This is a genomic window from Variovorax sp. 679 (assembly GCF_003952185.1).
In the GTDB taxonomy this organism is placed as follows: domain Bacteria; phylum Pseudomonadota; class Gammaproteobacteria; order Burkholderiales; family Burkholderiaceae_C; genus Variovorax.
Map to the genome: position 1 here is coordinate 156,056 of NZ_RXFS01000004.1, position 15,110 is coordinate 171,165.

Annotated in this window: 16 protein-coding genes; 8 read left to right on the top strand and 8 right to left on the bottom strand. The window is 67.9% G+C overall.

What is annotated here, in order from left to right:
- Nucleotides 1-171: 171 nt before the first annotated feature.
- The 6 genes from EJO71_RS11225 (at nucleotide 172) to EJO71_RS11250 (ending at nucleotide 7,089) form a co-directional block, all read left to right on the top strand.
- Complete coding sequence (locus EJO71_RS11225) at nucleotides 172-1,041, top strand: IclR family transcriptional regulator (protein WP_125948795.1); 870 nt, start codon at nucleotides 172-174, stop codon at nucleotides 1,039-1,041.
- A gap of 14 nt (nucleotides 1,042-1,055) precedes the next feature.
- On the top strand, nucleotides 1,056-1,475 hold the full coding sequence (locus EJO71_RS11230) for an MAPEG family protein (protein ID WP_125948796.1): 420 nt from the start codon (nucleotides 1,056-1,058) through the stop codon (nucleotides 1,473-1,475).
- Nucleotides 1,476-1,622: 147 nt separating this feature from the next.
- Nucleotides 1,623-3,161 (top strand): aldehyde dehydrogenase family protein, encoded by a 1,539-nt coding sequence (locus EJO71_RS11235; RefSeq protein ID WP_125948797.1) that lies wholly within the window; start codon nucleotides 1,623-1,625, stop codon nucleotides 3,159-3,161.
- A 100-nt stretch (nucleotides 3,162-3,261) separates the two neighbouring features.
- Nucleotides 3,262-4,164, top strand: a complete 903-nt coding sequence (locus EJO71_RS11240; RefSeq protein WP_125948798.1) for an amino acid ABC transporter substrate-binding protein — start codon at nucleotides 3,262-3,264, stop codon at nucleotides 4,162-4,164.
- On the top strand, nucleotides 4,161-5,390 hold the full coding sequence (locus EJO71_RS11245) for a pyridoxal phosphate-dependent aminotransferase (protein ID WP_125948799.1): 1,230 nt from the start codon (nucleotides 4,161-4,163) through the stop codon (nucleotides 5,388-5,390). The genes EJO71_RS11240 and EJO71_RS11245 overlap by 4 nt, the downstream gene beginning before the upstream one ends.
- 25 nt (nucleotides 5,391-5,415) lie before the next feature.
- Complete coding sequence (locus tag EJO71_RS11250) at nucleotides 5,416-7,089, top strand: thiamine pyrophosphate-binding protein (RefSeq protein WP_125948800.1); 1,674 nt, start codon at nucleotides 5,416-5,418, stop codon at nucleotides 7,087-7,089.
- A 7-nt stretch (nucleotides 7,090-7,096) separates the two neighbouring features.
- Here EJO71_RS11250 and EJO71_RS11255 read toward each other — a convergent pair whose 3' ends face one another.
- Nucleotides 7,097-7,399 carry a hypothetical protein gene (locus EJO71_RS11255; protein WP_093206947.1) on the bottom strand — a complete coding sequence of 101 codons (303 nt, stop codon included), beginning with the start codon at nucleotides 7,397-7,399 and terminating at the stop codon, nucleotides 7,097-7,099.
- Between the two features lie 18 nt (nucleotides 7,400-7,417).
- Nucleotides 7,418-8,656, bottom strand: a complete 1,239-nt coding sequence (locus tag EJO71_RS11260) for an ammonium transporter (protein WP_125948801.1) — start codon at nucleotides 8,654-8,656, stop codon at nucleotides 7,418-7,420.
- A gap of 418 nt (nucleotides 8,657-9,074) precedes the next feature.
- On the opposite strand from EJO71_RS11260, the gene EJO71_RS11265 reads away from it, so the two are divergent.
- Nucleotides 9,075-9,833 carry a TSUP family transporter gene (locus EJO71_RS11265; RefSeq protein ID WP_125948802.1) on the top strand — a complete coding sequence of 253 codons (759 nt, stop codon included), beginning with the start codon at nucleotides 9,075-9,077 and terminating at the stop codon, nucleotides 9,831-9,833.
- A gap of 129 nt (nucleotides 9,834-9,962) precedes the next feature.
- Here EJO71_RS11265 and EJO71_RS11270 read toward each other — a convergent pair whose 3' ends face one another.
- The 5 genes from EJO71_RS11270 to EJO71_RS11290 form a co-directional block, all read right to left on the bottom strand.
- Nucleotides 9,963-11,474: a tripartite tricarboxylate transporter permease gene (locus tag EJO71_RS11270; RefSeq protein WP_125948803.1), complete on the bottom strand. Its 1,512-nt coding sequence runs from the start codon at nucleotides 11,472-11,474 to the stop codon at nucleotides 9,963-9,965.
- 13 nt (nucleotides 11,475-11,487) lie between these two features.
- Nucleotides 11,488-11,976, bottom strand: a complete 489-nt coding sequence (locus EJO71_RS11275) for a tripartite tricarboxylate transporter TctB family protein (RefSeq protein ID WP_125948804.1) — start codon at nucleotides 11,974-11,976, stop codon at nucleotides 11,488-11,490.
- Between the two features lie 191 nt (nucleotides 11,977-12,167).
- A complete protein-coding gene (locus EJO71_RS11280; RefSeq protein WP_125948805.1) occupies nucleotides 12,168-12,581 on the bottom strand; it encodes an RNA-binding protein in 414 nt (137 codons plus the stop codon).
- 187 nt (nucleotides 12,582-12,768) lie between these two features.
- Nucleotides 12,769-13,005, bottom strand: coding sequence for a DUF3820 family protein (locus tag EJO71_RS11285; protein ID WP_125948806.1), 237 nt, complete (start codon nucleotides 13,003-13,005; stop codon nucleotides 12,769-12,771).
- Between the two features lie 7 nt (nucleotides 13,006-13,012).
- Complete coding sequence (locus EJO71_RS11290; protein ID WP_125948807.1) at nucleotides 13,013-13,402, bottom strand: translation initiation factor Sui1; 390 nt, start codon at nucleotides 13,400-13,402, stop codon at nucleotides 13,013-13,015.
- A 32-nt stretch (nucleotides 13,403-13,434) separates the two neighbouring features.
- On the opposite strand from EJO71_RS11290, the gene EJO71_RS11295 reads away from it, so the two are divergent.
- On the top strand, nucleotides 13,435-14,712 hold the full coding sequence (locus EJO71_RS11295) for a DEAD/DEAH box helicase (RefSeq protein ID WP_125948808.1): 1,278 nt from the start codon (nucleotides 13,435-13,437) through the stop codon (nucleotides 14,710-14,712).
- 11 nt (nucleotides 14,713-14,723) lie between these two features.
- Here the strand turns inward: EJO71_RS11295 and EJO71_RS11300 are convergent, their stop codons facing one another.
- On the bottom strand, nucleotides 14,724-15,026 hold the full coding sequence (locus EJO71_RS11300) for a Dabb family protein (RefSeq protein ID WP_125948809.1): 303 nt from the start codon (nucleotides 15,024-15,026) through the stop codon (nucleotides 14,724-14,726).
- Nucleotides 15,027-15,110 lie beyond the last annotated feature (84 nt).

A 15,110-nucleotide genomic window follows, 5' to 3' on the forward strand; every position in this document is an offset into this window, starting at 1 on the left:
GTTTCACCTTGGTGCGGGCCATGGACAGCTTGCTGTTCTTGATTCACTCTATTGCAACGATTGCGCCAGATCGCCTCGGGTATTCCATTAATCAGAATATTTCTTCAATTTATTCCGTTCAATGAAATATGATGGTCGCGACTGATACTTCGGATTCCACAGGAGCAAGGTATGGAGACCACTTCGGCGCCACCCGCGGCCAGCAGCAGCGGCGTGCCGCGCGTCTTTTCGGTGATTCGCGCGCTCGGCGCGGTGCAGGCCGAGGGCGGCCGCGTGACCCAGATCGCACGATCCGTGGGCCTCACCCAGGCCACCACGCACCGTTTGCTGCAGTCGCTCATGGCCGAGGGCATGGTCGAGCAGGACGAGCGCAGCAAGCTCTACCGCCTGAGCATCGATTTCTTCGCGCTTGCCGCGAGCGCGGGCAACCCGGGCGACCTGCGCTCCATCTGCCGGCCGGTGCTGCTGCGGCTGTGCGCAAGCCTGGGCGACAGCATCTTTCTATTGGCGCGCAGCGGCTTCGACGCCGTGTGCCTCGACAGGAGCGAGGGGCCGTTCCCCATCCGCTCGTTCACCGGCGACATCGGCGGGCGCATCGCGCTGGGCGTGGGGCAGGGCGCGCTCGCGATCCTCGCCTTCCTGCCCGAGGCCGAGCGCGAGGAGGTGATCCGCTTCAACCTCTCGCGCGTGCGCGAGTACGGCGTGTACGACGAGGTGTATCTGCGCACCGAGATCGAGCGCGTGCGGCAGCAGGGCTACGCGGGGCGCAACACCGGGCTGCTCGAAGGCATGGCCGGCGTGGCCGTGCCGATCCTCGACCGCGAAGGGCGCGCGGTGGCGGCGCTGAGCGTGGGCACGATCGCCGACCGGCTGAACGCGGATCGCATGCCGACGGTGGTCGAATTGCTGAAGCGCGAGGCGGCGGCGATCGGGCCGAGGATCAATCCGTTCGACGCGACGCTGAGGCGACCCGCGCAGAGCCTGGCGGGGTCGCCGGCGGGGCAGAAGATTCCGTTGCCCGAGGCACCGGGGCCGGGCTGAACAAGGAGCCGACTATGAACAACCCCTCGATCCTCTACCCCGTCTTCGCCCTCGCAGCCCTCACCGGCATGGTGCTGCTGCTCATCCCCTTCACGCGCGTTCGAGCCGTGCTGCGCCGCGAAATCCGGGCGGCCGACTTCAGGCTGGGTGAGTCGGAGGCCGTGCCGGACGCGGTGCGCATCCCCAACCGCAACTACATGAACCTGCTGGAGCTGCCCGTGCTGTTCTACGTGGTGTGCCTGATCTTCTACGTGGCGGTGCAGCCGACGCCCGCGGCGGTCTGGCTGGCCTGGGCTTATGTCGGGCTGCGGGCGCTGCACAGCGTCGTCCACCTGACCTACAACCACGTGCTGCACCGGCTGGGGCTGTTCGCGGCGAGCAATGTGGTGCTGGTGATGCTGTGGGTCCTGGCGGCGACCCGGCTTGTGCGCTGACCGCACGTCAAAGGCTTGGGATCCTTCCTGAAACGCATCAGGTCCTTCCATATTTTCACTAGGCAATCGCGCGGGATTCGCAGATATTGGCCGCATTCCGCCGACCCTTTCCGCTCATTTCCTTCACCTCCTCCCCGGAGCGCGTCCATGTCCGAATCCCAAGCCCCCGTTTCCGTCGCCACCGAAATCGAACAGCTGCTGGAGCGCCTGGGCGTTCCCCGCAACGCCCACATCGGCGGCGAGCTGACGGTGCGCTCGCCCGTCAGCGGCGAGGTGATCGCGCAGGTGCGGCAGACCTCGGCGGCCGAGGCCACGGCGGTCATCGGCCGCGCGCACGAGGCCTTCAAGGCCTGGCGCAACGTGCCGGCCCCGCGCCGCGGCGAGCTGGTGCGCCTGCTGGGCGAGGAACTGCGCGCCGCCAAGCGCGACCTCGGCCTGCTCGTCACGCTGGAGGCCGGCAAGATCCCGTCCGAAGGCGCGGGCGAGGTGCAGGAAATGATCGACATCTGCGACTTCGCGGTCGGTCTCTCGCGCCAGCTCTACGGCCTCACGCTGGCCACCGAGCGCGCCGAGCACCGCATGATGGAAACCTGGCATCCGCTGGGCGTGTGCGGCGTGATCTCGGCCTTCAATTTCCCGGTGGCCGTGTGGTCGTGGAACGCGGCGCTGGCGCTGGTGTGCGGCGACCCGGTGGTGTGGAAGCCTTCCGAGAAGACACCGCTGACCGCGCTGGCCGTGCACGCCATCGCGCAGCGCGCCATCGAGCGCTTCGGCGACGCGCCCGAAGGCCTGCTGGGCCTGCTGCTGGGCCAGCGCGACATCGGCGAGGTGCTGGTGGACGACCACCGCGTGCCCGTTCTCTCGGCCACCGGCTCGACCGCCATGGGCCGGCAGGTGGGGCCGAAGCTGGCCGCGCGCTTCGCCCGCGCCATCCTCGAACTCGGCGGCAACAACGCCGCCATCGTCACGCCCTCGGCCGACCTCGACCTCACGCTGCGCGGCATCGCCTTCGCCGCCATGGGCACGGCCGGCCAGCGCTGCACCACGCTGCGCCGCCTGTTCGTGCACGACAGCGTGTACGACCAGCTGGTGCCCAAGCTCGCCAAGGTCTACGGCAACGTGCAGGTAGGCGATCCGCGCGAGGCCGGCACGCTGGTCGGTCCGCTGATCGACCGCGCGGCCTTCGACGGCATGCAGAAGGCGCTTTCCGAAAGCCGCGAGATCGGCGCCAAGGTGCACGGCGGCCAGCGCGTGGAAGGCATCGGCACGAACGACGCCTATTACGTGCGCCCCGCGCTGGTGGAGCTGAAGTCGCACGAAGGCCCGGTGCTGCGCGAGACCTTCGCGCCCATTCTGTATGTGGTGCGCTACAGCTCGCTCGACGAGGCCATCGAACAGCACAACGCGGTGGGCGCGGGCCTGTCGTCGTCGATCTTCACGCTGAACATGCGCGAGGCCGAGCGCTTCATGTCGAGCTCGGGCTCGGACTGCGGCATCGCCAACGTCAACATCGGCCCGAGCGGCGCCGAGATCGGCGGCGCCTTCGGCGGCGAGAAGGAAACCGGCGGCGGACGCGAAGCCGGCTCCGACAGCTGGAAGGCGTACATGCGCCGCGCCACCAACACCATCAACTTCTCGACCGCCTTGCCGCTGGCGCAGGGCGTGACCTTCGACATCGGCGACTGACCGATCGCTTTCCGGCTTGTCCGAGCCTGCCGCTTCGTGCGCCAGGCCGGCAGCCGCATGCATTCATCGCAACCAGAACCACAACCAGGAGACAGAAAAAATGAGGATTTCCTTCAAAGCCATCGCTGCCGCAGCCGCGCTGCTGGCACTTTCGCTCGGCGCCACGGCCCAGACCGCCGCTGGCGGCACGCTCGACAAGATCAAGTCCAGCGGCAAGGTGGTGCTCGGCGTGCGCGAAGCCTCGCCGCCCATGGCCTACATGCTGGGCGCGGGCGAGAAGTACGTGGGCTACCACGTCGAGCTGTGCGAGCGCGTGCTGAAGGACATCGCTCCGCAGGCGAAGCTCGAGTACATGGCCGTGACCGCGCAGAACACCATCCCGCTGGTGCAGAACGGCACGCTCGACATCGGCTGCGGCCCCACCACCAACAACACCGCGCGCCAGCAGCAGGTGGCCTTCGCGCTCACCACTTACGTGAGCGAGGTGCGCATGGCCACCAAGGTCGACTCGGGCATCACCAACCTCGACCAGCTCGCCGGCCGCAACGTGTCGGCCTCCGCCGGCACCACTGCCGTGCAGCTGCTGCGCAAGCGCGAGCGCGCGCAGAACGTCTCGTACAACACCATGCTCGGCAAGGACCACCTCGAGAGCTTCCTGCTGATGGAGTCGGGCCGCGCCGATGCCTTCGTGCTCGACGACAACCTGCTGGCCGGGATCATCGCGAACTCGAAGAATCCGTCGGCCTACCGCATCGTGGGCGAGCCGCTGGGCTCGGAGCCGATCGCGCTGCTGTTCCGCAAGGACGACCCGGCCTTCAAGGCCGCGGTGGACGAGTCGCTGCGCCGCATGATGAAGAGCGGCGACCTCGAGAAGATCTACACCAAGTGGTTCGTGGCGGCCATTCCGCCGAAGAACACCAGCCTGAACCTGCCGATGAGCACGACGCTGAAGCAGCTCATCGCGGAGCCCAACGACAAGCCGCTGGAGGCCTACGCCAAGTGACAGCAGATACCGCCACCTCCATCGCTTTCGAGCCCGCACAGCGCGTGCGCGCCATCGGCGTCTCGGAGATCCTGCGCATCACCGACCACGCCAATGCGCTGAAGCGCGCGGGCCGCCCGGTGATCGTGCTGGGCGCGGGCGAGCCCGACTTCGACACGCCGCAGAACGTGCGCGAGGCCGCGGTGCGCGCCATCGGGCGCGGCGACACGCGCTACACCGTGCTCGACGGCAGCCCGGCGATGAAGGCGGCGGTGCAGCTCAAGTTCAGGCGCGACAACGCGCTCGACTTCGCGCTCGACGAGATCAGCGTGAGCGCGGGCGCCAAGCAGGTGATCTTCAACGCGCTGATGGCCAGCCTGAACCCCGGCGACGAAGTCATCCTGCCCGCGCCGTACTGGACCTCCTATGCAGACATCGTGCAGATCTGCGGCGGCGTGCCGGTGCCCGTGGCCGGCACCGAAGCCAACGGCTTCCGGCTCGATGCCGCGCAGCTCGAGGCCGCCATCACACCGCGCACGCGCTGGCTGTTCCTGAACTCGCCCTCGAACCCGAGCGGCGCGGCCTACAGCGCAGAGCAACTGAAGCCGCTGTGCGAAGTGCTGCTGCGCCATCCGCAGGTGTGGGTGCTGGCGGACGACATCTACGAGCACATCCTCTACGACGGACTGGCCTTCGCGACGCCCGTGGCGGTGGAGCCGCGGCTGCGCGAGCGCACGCTGACGGTGAACGGCGTGTCCAAGGCCTATGCGATGACCGGCTGGCGCGTGGGCTACGGCGCCGGTCCGCGCGCGCTGATCGCGGCCATGGCCGTGGTGCAGAGCCAGACGACTTCGTGCCCTTCGTCGGTCAGCCAGGCCGCGGCCATCGAGGCGCTGACCGGGCCGCAGGACATCGTGGCCGAGCGCTGCGCCGACTTCCAGGCGCGCCGCGACTTCGTGGTCGCTGCGCTGAACCGCGCGCCGGGCCTGCACTGCCGCGTGCCCGAAGGCGCGTTCTATACATTCGCGAGCTGCGCCGGCGTGCTCGGCAAGCGCACCCGCGGCGGCGCGCTGCTGCAAAGCGACAGCGACTTCTGCCGCTACCTGCTGCAGGACTTCGAGGTGGCGGTGGTGCCGGGCAGTGTGTTCGGTCTGGCGCCGTACTTCCGGATCTCGTATGCGACCTCGATGGCGCAGCTGAAAGAGGCGTGCGAGCGCATCGCCGCTGCCTGCGCCGCGCTCGAATGACTTCCTTCATTTCATCGGAAACCCCATGACCACACCCCGCACCGGCGGCCAGATCCTGGTCGACCAGCTCATCACCCACGGCGTCGAGCAGCTCTTCTGCGTGCCCGGCGAGAGCTTTCTGGCCGTGCTCGACGCGCTGCACGACGCCTCCATCGAAGTGACCGTGTGCCGCCAGGAAGGCGGCGCGACGATGATGGCCGAGGCGCAGGGCAAGCTCACCGGCAAGCCGGGCGTGTGCTTCGTCACGCGCGGGCCGGGCGCCACCAATGCGTCGGCCGGCGTGCACATCGCGCACCAGGACTCGACGCCGCTGCTGCTGTTCGTCGGCCAGGTCGCGCGCGACGCGCTGGGCCGCGAGGCCTTCCAGGAGCTGGACTACGGCGCGGTGTTCGGCACCATGGCCAAGTGGGTGGTGCAGATCGACGATCCGGCGCGGGTGCCCGAACTGGTGTCGCGCGCCTTCCATGTCGCGACCTCGGGCCGCCCCGGGCCGGTGGTGATCGCGCTGCCGGAGGACATGCTGACCGAGGCCGCGGCGGTGGCCGACGCGCAGCCCTATGCCGTCACCGAAACCCATCCCGGCGCGGCGCAGATCGCCGAGCTGCAGCAGCGGCTGTCGCAGGCGCAGCGGCCGGTGGTCATCCTGGGCGGCAGCCGCTGGTCGGAGAAGTCATCGCGGCAGTTCGCGGACTTCGCGGCAGCGTTCTCGCTGCCCGTGTACTGCTCGTTCCGCCGCCAGATGCTGATGTCGGCCGATCACCCGAGCTATGCGGGCGACCTGGGGCTCGGCGCCAATCCGCGCATGCTGGAGCGCATCCGCAGTGCCGACCTGGTGCTGCTGGTGGGCGGGCGCCTGTCGGAAGTGCCGTCGCAGGGCTACGAGCTGCTGTCCATTCCCCAGCCGAAGCAGGCGCTGGTGCACGTGCACGCCGACGCAGACGAGCTCGGCAAGCTGTATCGCCCGGCGCAAGGCATCCACGCCACGCCGCAGGCATTCGCCGAGGCCGTGTCCATGCTGCGCCCCGCGCAGGTGTCGGCCTGGCAGGCGGAGACGAAGGCCGCGCGCGAAGACTTCCTGCGCTGGAGCGATCCGTCGCCGATCCGCATTCCCGGCCCGCTGCAGATGGGCGAGGTCATGAAGCACCTGCGCGAGGTGCTGCCGGCCGACACCATCTTCTGCAACGGCGCGGGCAACTTCGCCACCTGGGTGCACCGCTTCTGGCCGTTCCGCTCGTACGCCAGCCAGCTTGCGCCCACCAGCGGCTCGATGGGCTACGGCCTGCCGGCCGGCGTCGGCGCCAAGCGCCTCTGGCCGCAGCGCGAGGTGGTGGTGTTCGCCGGCGACGGCGATTTCATGATGCACGGCCAGGAGTTCGCCACCGCCGTGCAGTACGGCCTGCCGATCATCGTGGTGCTGCTGGACAACGCCATGTACGGCACGATCCGCATGCACCAGGAAAAGCACTATCCCGGCCGCATCAGCGCCACGCAGCTGAAGAACCCGGATTTCCGCGGCTATGCCGAGGTGTTCGGCGGCCACGGCGAGCGCGTGACCAGCACAGAGGAATTCGGCCCCGCGCTGGCCCGCGCGAGGGCCAGCGGCAAGCCAGCGATCCTGCATTGCCTGCTGGACCCGGAGGCCATCACGCCGGCCAGCACGCTTCAATCGATCCGCAAGGCGGCGCTCGCGGCAAGCTGAGTCCGCGTCAGCGCAACCCGCCGACGTAGCGCGGCGGCGGCGTGGGCGGCTGGCCGTCGGGCTGCCGCGCCGCCAGCCGGGCGGCGCGTGCCAGCGGCTCCATCGCCTGCTCCAGCCGCGTGGCAAGCAGGTAGAGCTCCTCGTCCTTGGTGTCCGCCGCGTGCGCGCGCGTCATGCGCACGATCTCGGCGGCGTACTCGGCGTTGGTCGCCATCCACTCGGTGTCGGTCACGCGGCCATGCTTTCGCCGAAGCGCCACGTGAAGGCGGGCGGCAAGGGCGATGCGTTCGCTTTCGGACATGGATGGCATGGTTCCTCCGTCGGTGGTTCAACTGCTCCCGAGATGTTCCCTGTGCTGTGCAAGATCGAGGCCCAGCACCTCGCTGTCGGCGTCGACGCGCAATCCGACCAGCACGTGCACCAGGAACAGCACCACCGCCGTTCCCGTGGCGCTGAAGATGGCCACGCTGCCGACCGCGATCGCCTGCGTCAGCACGTCGCCGGTGGAGCCCGAGATGCGCGGGTCGGCGAACACGCCCGTCAGCAGCGCGCCCACGATGCCGCCGATGCCGTGCACGCCGAACACGTCGAGCGAGTCGTCGGCGCCCAGCAGGTGCTTGAGCCCGGTGGCACCCCAGTAGCAGGCCAGCCCGGCGATGGCGCCGATGGCCAGTGCGGCCGGCGGCGTGACGAAGCCGGCCGCCGGTGTGATGGCCACCAGGCCCGCGACCAGCCCCGAGCACAGGCCCAGCAGCGAAGGGCTGCGCCGCACGATCCACTCGCCGAGCATCCAGCTCAGGGCGCCGGCGGCGGCCGCGATGTGCGTCACCAGCATCGCCAGCCCCGCGCGGCCGTCGGCCGCCACCGCCGAGCCGGCATTGAAGCCGAACCAGCCCACCCACAGCAGGCCCGCGCCGGTCATGGTGAGCGCCAGGTTGTAGGGCTCGAAGGCCTCGCGGCCGTAGCCCTTGCGCGAGCCGAGGGCGTAGGCGCACACCAGCCCCGCGATGCCGGCGTTGACGTGCACCACCGAGCCGCCCGCGAAGTCGAGCGCGCCCATCTGCGCGAGCCAGCCGCCCGGCTCCCACACCCAGTGGGCGATGGGGGCGTACACCAGCACGCTCCACAGCAGCGCGAACCACAGGATCGCCGAGAAGCGCATGCGCTCGACGAAGGCGCCCAGCACCAGCGCGGTGGTGATGATCGCGAAGGTCAGCTGGAACATCGCGTAGACCGACTCGGGCACGTTGGGCGCCACGTGGCTCACCGCCAGCTGCCCGGCTTCCTTCAGATAGTCGAAGCCAGAGAACCAGAGGCGGCCGGTGCCGCCCAGCCAGGGCCAGCCCTCGGTGAAGGCGAGTGAATAGCCCACCGCGAACCAGGTCAGCGAGACCGCCGCGGCGATCGCCACCACCGCCGCCATGGTGGCCAGCACGTTCTTGCGGCGCACCATGCCCGCGTAGAAGAGCGCGATGCCGGGCAGCGTCATCAGCAGCACCAGCGCGGTCGAGGTCATCATCCAGGCGGTGTCTGCCGCGTTGATGGAGGCTTGCGGTGCCAGGGCCATGGTCGCTTTCTTCTTCAAGTGATGGACCATGGCGCCCCGTGCACAAGTCGTGCCACGTCGTTAACTATCAGAAACACTTTGGTTTGCAAACCGGGCTTCTTCGGTAAGGCAAAGCGGGTAATTCCCAATGCACTGAGGAGGTGCGTGCCCATAAAGTCTGCGCACTCGCGAACGGGCCCTGCTCGTGTGCCGAGGGTCCGAGGAGACAATCCCCCCAAGCAACAAGAAAAATCTTCAAAGGCTCCATACGAGATGCCTGTTCGACTTTGGAAGGCGCCGCTGGTCGGCGCCTTTTTTATGCCCGCGCGCATCGCGCCGGCGGTGCTTTTTCTCCCTGGCCAAACCAGGCTCCAGTGCCGACGGCATGGAGTCATGAAGCTATCTTTTCGATAGCGATCCCGGTGCGACAATCGCCGCCATGGAAATGCTGGTGGTGACGAGCGCCTCTCTGCTCGCTGGTTTTGTCGATTCGATAGTGGGCGGAGGCGGGTTGATCCTGGTGCCGGTGCTGTTCGCCGTTTTTCCGGGTGCACCACCAGCGACCCTGCTTGGCACCAACAAGAGCGCGTCCATCTGGGGCACGGCCGCCGCCGCGGCCCAGTTCAGCCAGCGGGTGCAGATGCGCTGGGGCGCCCTGTGGCCGGCCGCGCTGCTCGGTTTCGCAGGCTCGATGCTGGGCGCCTGGGGCGTCACCATGTTCCCGGGCGATTTCCTGCGCAAGGCGCTGCCGCTCATCCTGCTGGGCGTGCTGCTCTATACGCTGGCGCGCAAGGACATGGGGCGCATGCATGCGCCGCGCTTCTCCGGCCGGGCCGAGACGCTGGCGGCCTGCGCCATCGGCCTTGCGATCGGGCTCTACGACGGCTTCTTCGGGCCGGGTGCGGGGAGCTTCCTGGTGTTTCTCTTCGTGCGCTGGATGGGCTACGACTTCCTCAACGCCTCGGCCTCGGCCAAGATCATCAACACCCTGACCAATGCCGCCGCGCTGGTGCTGCTGGCGGCCAAGGGCCATGTCTGGTGGCACTACGGGTTGGTGATGGCGGTGGCCAACGTGGCGGGCAGCGTGCTCGGCACCCGGGTCGCGCTGAAGCACGGCGCGGGCTTCGTGCGGGTGGTGTTCATCGTGGTGGTGAGCGCGCTGATCCTGAAGACCGCTTACGACGCGTTCCTCAAATGAGAAAGGCCCGGAATTCCGGGCCTTTCTCAATTCAGGAACATCGCGGAACCGGCTTTGCCGGGCCGCAGGTGTTGCCCCCGGCAGGGGGAAGGCGAAGCGACACGAAGTGCGCGCAGCCTGGGGGCGGGCCTAGTCCTCGACGAAGGCTTCTTCGCGCTTCGCCTTGATGGCCGGCAGCAGCACGATGCCCAGCAGCAGCACGGCCGCGATCAGCAGGCCCGCCGACAGCGGCCGCGTGACGAACACGCTCCACGCGCCGCGCGACAGCAGCAGCGCCCGGCGCAGGTTCTCTTCCATCATCGGGCCCAGGATGAAGCCCAGCAGCAGCGGCGCGGGCTCGGTGCGCAGCTTGATGAACAGATAGCCGATGAAGCCGAAGGCCGCCACCATCCAAACGTCGAAGGTGTTGTTGTTGGTGGAGTACACGCCGATCGCGCAGAACAGCACGATCGCCGGGAACAGGAACCTGTAGGGCACCGTCAGCAGCTTGATCCACATGCCGATGAGCGGCAGGTTCAGGATGATGAGCATCGCGTTGCCGATCCACATCGAGGCGATCAGGCCCCAGAAAAGCTCGGGGTTGCTGGTCATCACCTGCGGGCCGGGCTGGATGTTGTGGATGGTCATTGCGCCCACCATCAGCGCCATCACCGCGTTGGGCGGAATGCCCAGCGTCAGCAGCGGGATGAAGGAGGTCTGGGCGCCGGCATTGTTGGCCGACTCGGGCGATGCCACGCCGCGGATGTTGCCCTTGCCGAAGGGCACTTCGCCGGGGCGCATGCGGATCTTCTTTTCCAGCGCATACGAGGCGAACGAGGCCAGCAGCGCGCCGCCGCCGGGCAGGATGCCCAGCGCCGAACCCAGCGCCGTGCCGCGCAGCACCGCGGGCAGCATGCGCTTGAAGTCGTCCTTGGTCGGCCACAGGCCCTTGACCTTGTGCGTGAACACTTCGCGCTCGTCGTCGGGCTGCGAGAGGTTGCCGATGATTTCGCCGTAGCCGAACACGCCCATGGCGATCACCACGAAGCCGATGCCGTCGGTGAGCTCCGGAATGTCGAAGCTGTAGCGCGCCACGCCCGAATTCACGTCGGTGCCGACGATGCCCAGCAGCAGGCCCAGAACGATCATGGCCACCGCCTTGATCAGCGAGCCCGAGGCCAGCACCACGGCGCCGATCAGGCCCAGGATCATCAGCGAGAAGTATTCGGCGGGGCCGAACTTGAAGGCCAGCTCGGTCAGCGGCGGCGCGAAGGCGGCCAGGATCAGCGTGCCCACGCAGCCCGCGAAGAACGAGCCCAGGCCGGCCGCGGCCAGCGCCGGGCCTGCGCGGCCCTGCCTTGCCATCTGGTAGCCGTCGATGCAGGTGACCACCGAGGACGACTCCCCGGGCAGGTTCACCAGGATGGCCGTGGTCGAGCCGCCGTACTGCGCGCCGTAATAGATGCCGGCCAGCATGATCAGCGCCGACACGGGCGGCAGCGCGTACGTGGCCGGCAGCAGCATCGCGATGGTCGCGACCGGGCCAATGCCCGGCAGCACGCCGATCAGCGTGCCCAGGATGCAGCCGATCAGGCAGTACAGCAGGTTGGTGAAGGTGAACGCGACGCCGAAGCCGGTCGCGAGGTTGCTGAACAGTTCCATGGCGGTGTGCTCCTCAACCCGAGATGAAAGTGGGCCAGACCTGGATCTGGAGCTTGAGCGCCCAGATGAAGGCCACGTAGCTGCCGGCCGCCAGGATGGTCGCGAGGATCAGCACGTCGCGCAGCTTGAATTGCTCGCCCGCCATGCTCGAGATGATCGTGAGCGCGTAGATCGCGATGATCATTCCCATGGCCGGCAGCCCGATGCTGGGCAGCCCGCCCAGCAGCACGCCGAAGGCCAGGTTCGCGCCGAGCACGAAGGCCAGCGGCTTCCAGGCCCACTTGCCGATCGGGTCGCCGTCGTTGGTCTCGACCACCAGCGCCTGGAACATGATGATCGCGCCCAGCACGGCCAGCAGGATGCCCAGCATCAGCGGGAAGTAGCCCGGCCCCATGCGGGCGCCGTCGCCGATGCTGTAGGTGGTCGCGCCTATCGCGAAGGCGCCCCCCACGCTGGTGAACATGACTCCTGAAAAGAAGTCCGCCTGACTCTTGATGCGCATGTCTCGCTCCTCTTGTTTTGAGGGGACGAGGGTCGTTCTGCGAGCCTGACCGTTGGCTGACCAGTGCGGTACGAACAAATGCGTACCGGGGTGCAAGGGTTCTCCCCGGGCTTTGCCGGTTCCGGAATGAAAAAAAGCTCCCGAAGGAGCTTTTTTGTTCAGAGGCCCGAAGGCTTCCGGAGGGAAAGGGCTCAGTAGCCGCCGCGGCCACCGCCGCCGTAGCCACCACCGCCGCCGCCGTAACCGCCGCCGCGGTCGCCGCCGTAGCCGCCACCGCCGCTGCGGCCACCGCCGTAGCCGCCGCCGCCACCACCGCCGCCGTAGCCACCGCCACCACCGGTGCGGGGGGGACGGGCTTCCATCGGACGGGCTTCGTTCACCGTCAGGGCGCGGCCCTGCAGGGGTTGGCCGTTCATGGCTTCGATGGCTGCGAGTGCTTCGGCATCCGTGCCCATTTCGACAAAGCCGAAGCCCTTCGAACGGCCGGTGTCACGTTCCATCATGACCTTGGCGCTAACGATTGCGCCGAACTCGCCGAAGGCTTGTTCGAGGTCGTTGTCACGCACGGAGTAGGCGAGGTTGCCTACGTAGAGTTTCTTGCCCATTGAGGGACTCCTGATTCAAACCAAACAAAAACAAAAAGCGATGGAGTCCCAGAATCACAACAAACAAAATGCGCTGTGGCGCGAAACTGACCGATCACCGAATTACGTGCACGGGAGCCGCAAGGCCCGCTGACACGTAGCGGGCATTATCCCGCCCGATTTGCAAAAAGCGCGGTGAATTTGTGTGTTATGGGGAAACTCCCCGGACAGACGGGCGGTTTCGCAACGGTTTGAGCAGATCCGAAAGCCCGTTGTGGTCTATTTCATGCATCAGCGCGAGCAGCCTGCCAATTTCTCCCGAGGGAAAACCCTCGCGTGCAAACCAGTTCAGGTAATTTCCGGGCAAATCGGCAATCAGCGTGCCCTTGTGCTTGCCGAAGGGCATTTCGAGCGTAACCAGTCGTTGCAGGTCTTCGGGGTTCATCGCGTGCTCAGCCTCCCGTGCGCTTGACCGTGTGACCCAGCTTCGCGAGCGCGGCGATCACCGTTTCGCGGTGGTCGCCCTGGATTTCGATCACGCCGTCCTTCACCGTGCCGCCTGTGCCGCAGGCCGTCTTCAGCTGCTTGCCGAGCGCCACGAGGGCCTCGGCGTTCAGGGCGACACCCTTGATGACGGTCACGCCCTTGCCTTTGCGCCCCTTGGTCTCGTGCGATACGCGGACAATGCCATCCGTGGCCGGCGGGCGCGCCTTGAGTTCCTTGCAGCGGCACTGGGCAATGGGCTCCCCGCAGTCGGGGCACATGCGGCCCCCCGCCTCGGTGGAGTACACCAGGGCGCTGCCGGTTTCCTTACGCTGCTGCTGTTGTTTCATCGTCGACATCCGATCCGTCTTTCTTTTCTCTGTCTGCCTACATGCCATTCGACTCACTGGGCCTGGCCCCCGCGCTCGTGCAGGCTGCCGCCCGAAGCGGCTACGCCGCGCCGACCGCCATCCAGGCCGCGGCCATTCCCGCGATTCTGCAAGGCCGCGACGTGCGGGGCTCGGCGCAGACCGGTTCCGGCAAGACCGCCGCATTTTCCCTGCCGCTGCTGCAGCGCCTGGCCACCGAGCGGCCGCAGGCTTCGCGTCGCGTGCGCGCCCTGGTGCTCGTGCCCACCCGCGAACTCGCGGCCCAGGTCGGCGAAACCATGCAAGGCTTCGCGCAGCACCTGCCCGAGCGGCTGAAGATCGTCGTCGCTTTCGGCGGCGTGTCGATCAACCCGCAGATGATGAGCCTGCGCGGCGGCGCCGACATCGTCGTCGCCACGCCGGGCCGGCTGCTCGACCTCGTCGAGCACAACGCGCTGAGGCTGGACGCCGTGGCCATGCTCGTGCTCGACGAGGCCGACCGCCTGTTCGACCTCGGCTTCGCGGAGGAGCTCGGCCGCATCCTCGAACTGCTGCCGAAGCGGCGCCAGAACCTGCTGTTCTCCGCCACCTTCCCGAGCGCCATCCAGGCACTGGCCGACGGCATGCTGCACGACCCGGCCGTCGTCGACGTGCAGGGAGAGCCGGATACCGCGCCCGACATCGTGCAGCGCGTGATCGAGGTCGACGCCAGCCGCCGCACGCAGCTGCTGCGCCACCTGCTCAAGCAGCACGAGAACGAGTGGGACCGCGTGCTGGTCTTCGTCGCCACGCAGCATGCCGCGCAGACCGTGGCCGAGAAGCTCTACAGGAACGGCATCTACGCCGTGCCCTTCCACGGCGACATCGCGCAGCGCACGCGCACCGACATCCTTTCGCAGTTCAAGCAGAGCCGCTGGGACGTGGTGATCGCCACCGACCTCGCGGCGCGCGGCCTCGACATCGCGCAGCTGCCCGTGGTCATCAACTACGACCTGCCGCGCTCGCCGACCGACTACACCCATCGCATCGGCCGCACGGGCCGCGCGGGCGAGAGCGGATTGGCGATCAGCTTCGTGAGCGCATCGACCGAGGCGCACTTCCGGCTGATCGAGAAGCGCCAGGGGCTCCGGCTGCCGCGGGAGCGCGTCGAGGGCTTCGAGCCGGTGGAGGTGGCGCCGCCGCTGGTCGATGCGTCGGGCACGGGCGGCATCAAGGGCAAGCGGCCGAGCAAGAAGGACAAGCTGCGGGCGGCGGCTGCGAAGGCTGCCACGACCGGAGACGCTCCCGAGACGAACGACTGACCGGAGTCCGGTCAGCCCACCGCGTAATCCACCTGGTGCCGCGCGATCCGCAGATCGCCCAGTTCCTCCCGCACGCGCAGGTGCGCCGGATGCGTGGCATAGCCGTCCAGCGAGGCCTGGCTGTCGAACTCGCTGTAGAGCACCACGTCGCAGGCATAGCCGACGCGGCTCGAATCGATGCCAACTTCCAGATGAAGCAGGCCCGGGATCTGCCCGCGCAGCGATTCGAACTTGTGCTTGAGCAGCTGCGTGGCCTGCTGCTTCTGCGCCGGTGAATCGGCGCGCAGGTCCCACATCACGATGTGCTTGAACATGAGTCGGGCTTGTCGGAAAAAATGGCGAGGGTCGTGCGGCCGATCGTAGGCAGGGCGCGCGCGAAATACCAGACGCCACGAGCG

Coding starts and splice junctions, on each gene's coding strand:
- EJO71_RS11225 (WP_125948795.1), top strand. CDS start 172: ATGGAGACCACTTCGGCGCCACCCGCGGCCAGCAGCAGCGGCGTGCCG.
- EJO71_RS11230 (WP_125948796.1), top strand. CDS start 1,056: ATGAACAACCCCTCGATCCTCTACCCCGTCTTCGCCCTCGCAGCCCTC.
- EJO71_RS11235 (WP_125948797.1), top strand. CDS start 1,623: ATGTCCGAATCCCAAGCCCCCGTTTCCGTCGCCACCGAAATCGAACAG.
- EJO71_RS11240 (WP_125948798.1), top strand. CDS start 3,262: ATGAGGATTTCCTTCAAAGCCATCGCTGCCGCAGCCGCGCTGCTGGCA.
- EJO71_RS11250 (WP_125948800.1), top strand. CDS start 5,416: ATGACCACACCCCGCACCGGCGGCCAGATCCTGGTCGACCAGCTCATC.
- EJO71_RS11255 (WP_093206947.1), bottom strand. CDS start 7,399: ATGCCATCCATGTCCGAAAGCGAACGCATCGCCCTTGCCGCCCGCCTT.
- EJO71_RS11260 (WP_125948801.1), bottom strand. CDS start 8,656: ATGGCCCTGGCACCGCAAGCCTCCATCAACGCGGCAGACACCGCCTGG.
- EJO71_RS11265 (WP_125948802.1), top strand. CDS start 9,075: ATGGAAATGCTGGTGGTGACGAGCGCCTCTCTGCTCGCTGGTTTTGTC.
- EJO71_RS11270 (WP_125948803.1), bottom strand. CDS start 11,474: ATGGAACTGTTCAGCAACCTCGCGACCGGCTTCGGCGTCGCGTTCACC.
- EJO71_RS11275 (WP_125948804.1), bottom strand. CDS start 11,976: ATGCGCATCAAGAGTCAGGCGGACTTCTTTTCAGGAGTCATGTTCACC.
- EJO71_RS11280 (WP_125948805.1), bottom strand. CDS start 12,581: ATGGGCAAGAAACTCTACGTAGGCAACCTCGCCTACTCCGTGCGTGAC.
- EJO71_RS11285 (WP_125948806.1), bottom strand. CDS start 13,005: ATGAACCCCGAAGACCTGCAACGACTGGTTACGCTCGAAATGCCCTTC.
- EJO71_RS11290 (WP_125948807.1), bottom strand. CDS start 13,402: ATGTCGACGATGAAACAACAGCAGCAGCGTAAGGAAACCGGCAGCGCC.
- EJO71_RS11295 (WP_125948808.1), top strand. CDS start 13,435: ATGCCATTCGACTCACTGGGCCTGGCCCCCGCGCTCGTGCAGGCTGCC.
- EJO71_RS11300 (WP_125948809.1), bottom strand. CDS start 15,026: ATGTTCAAGCACATCGTGATGTGGGACCTGCGCGCCGATTCACCGGCG.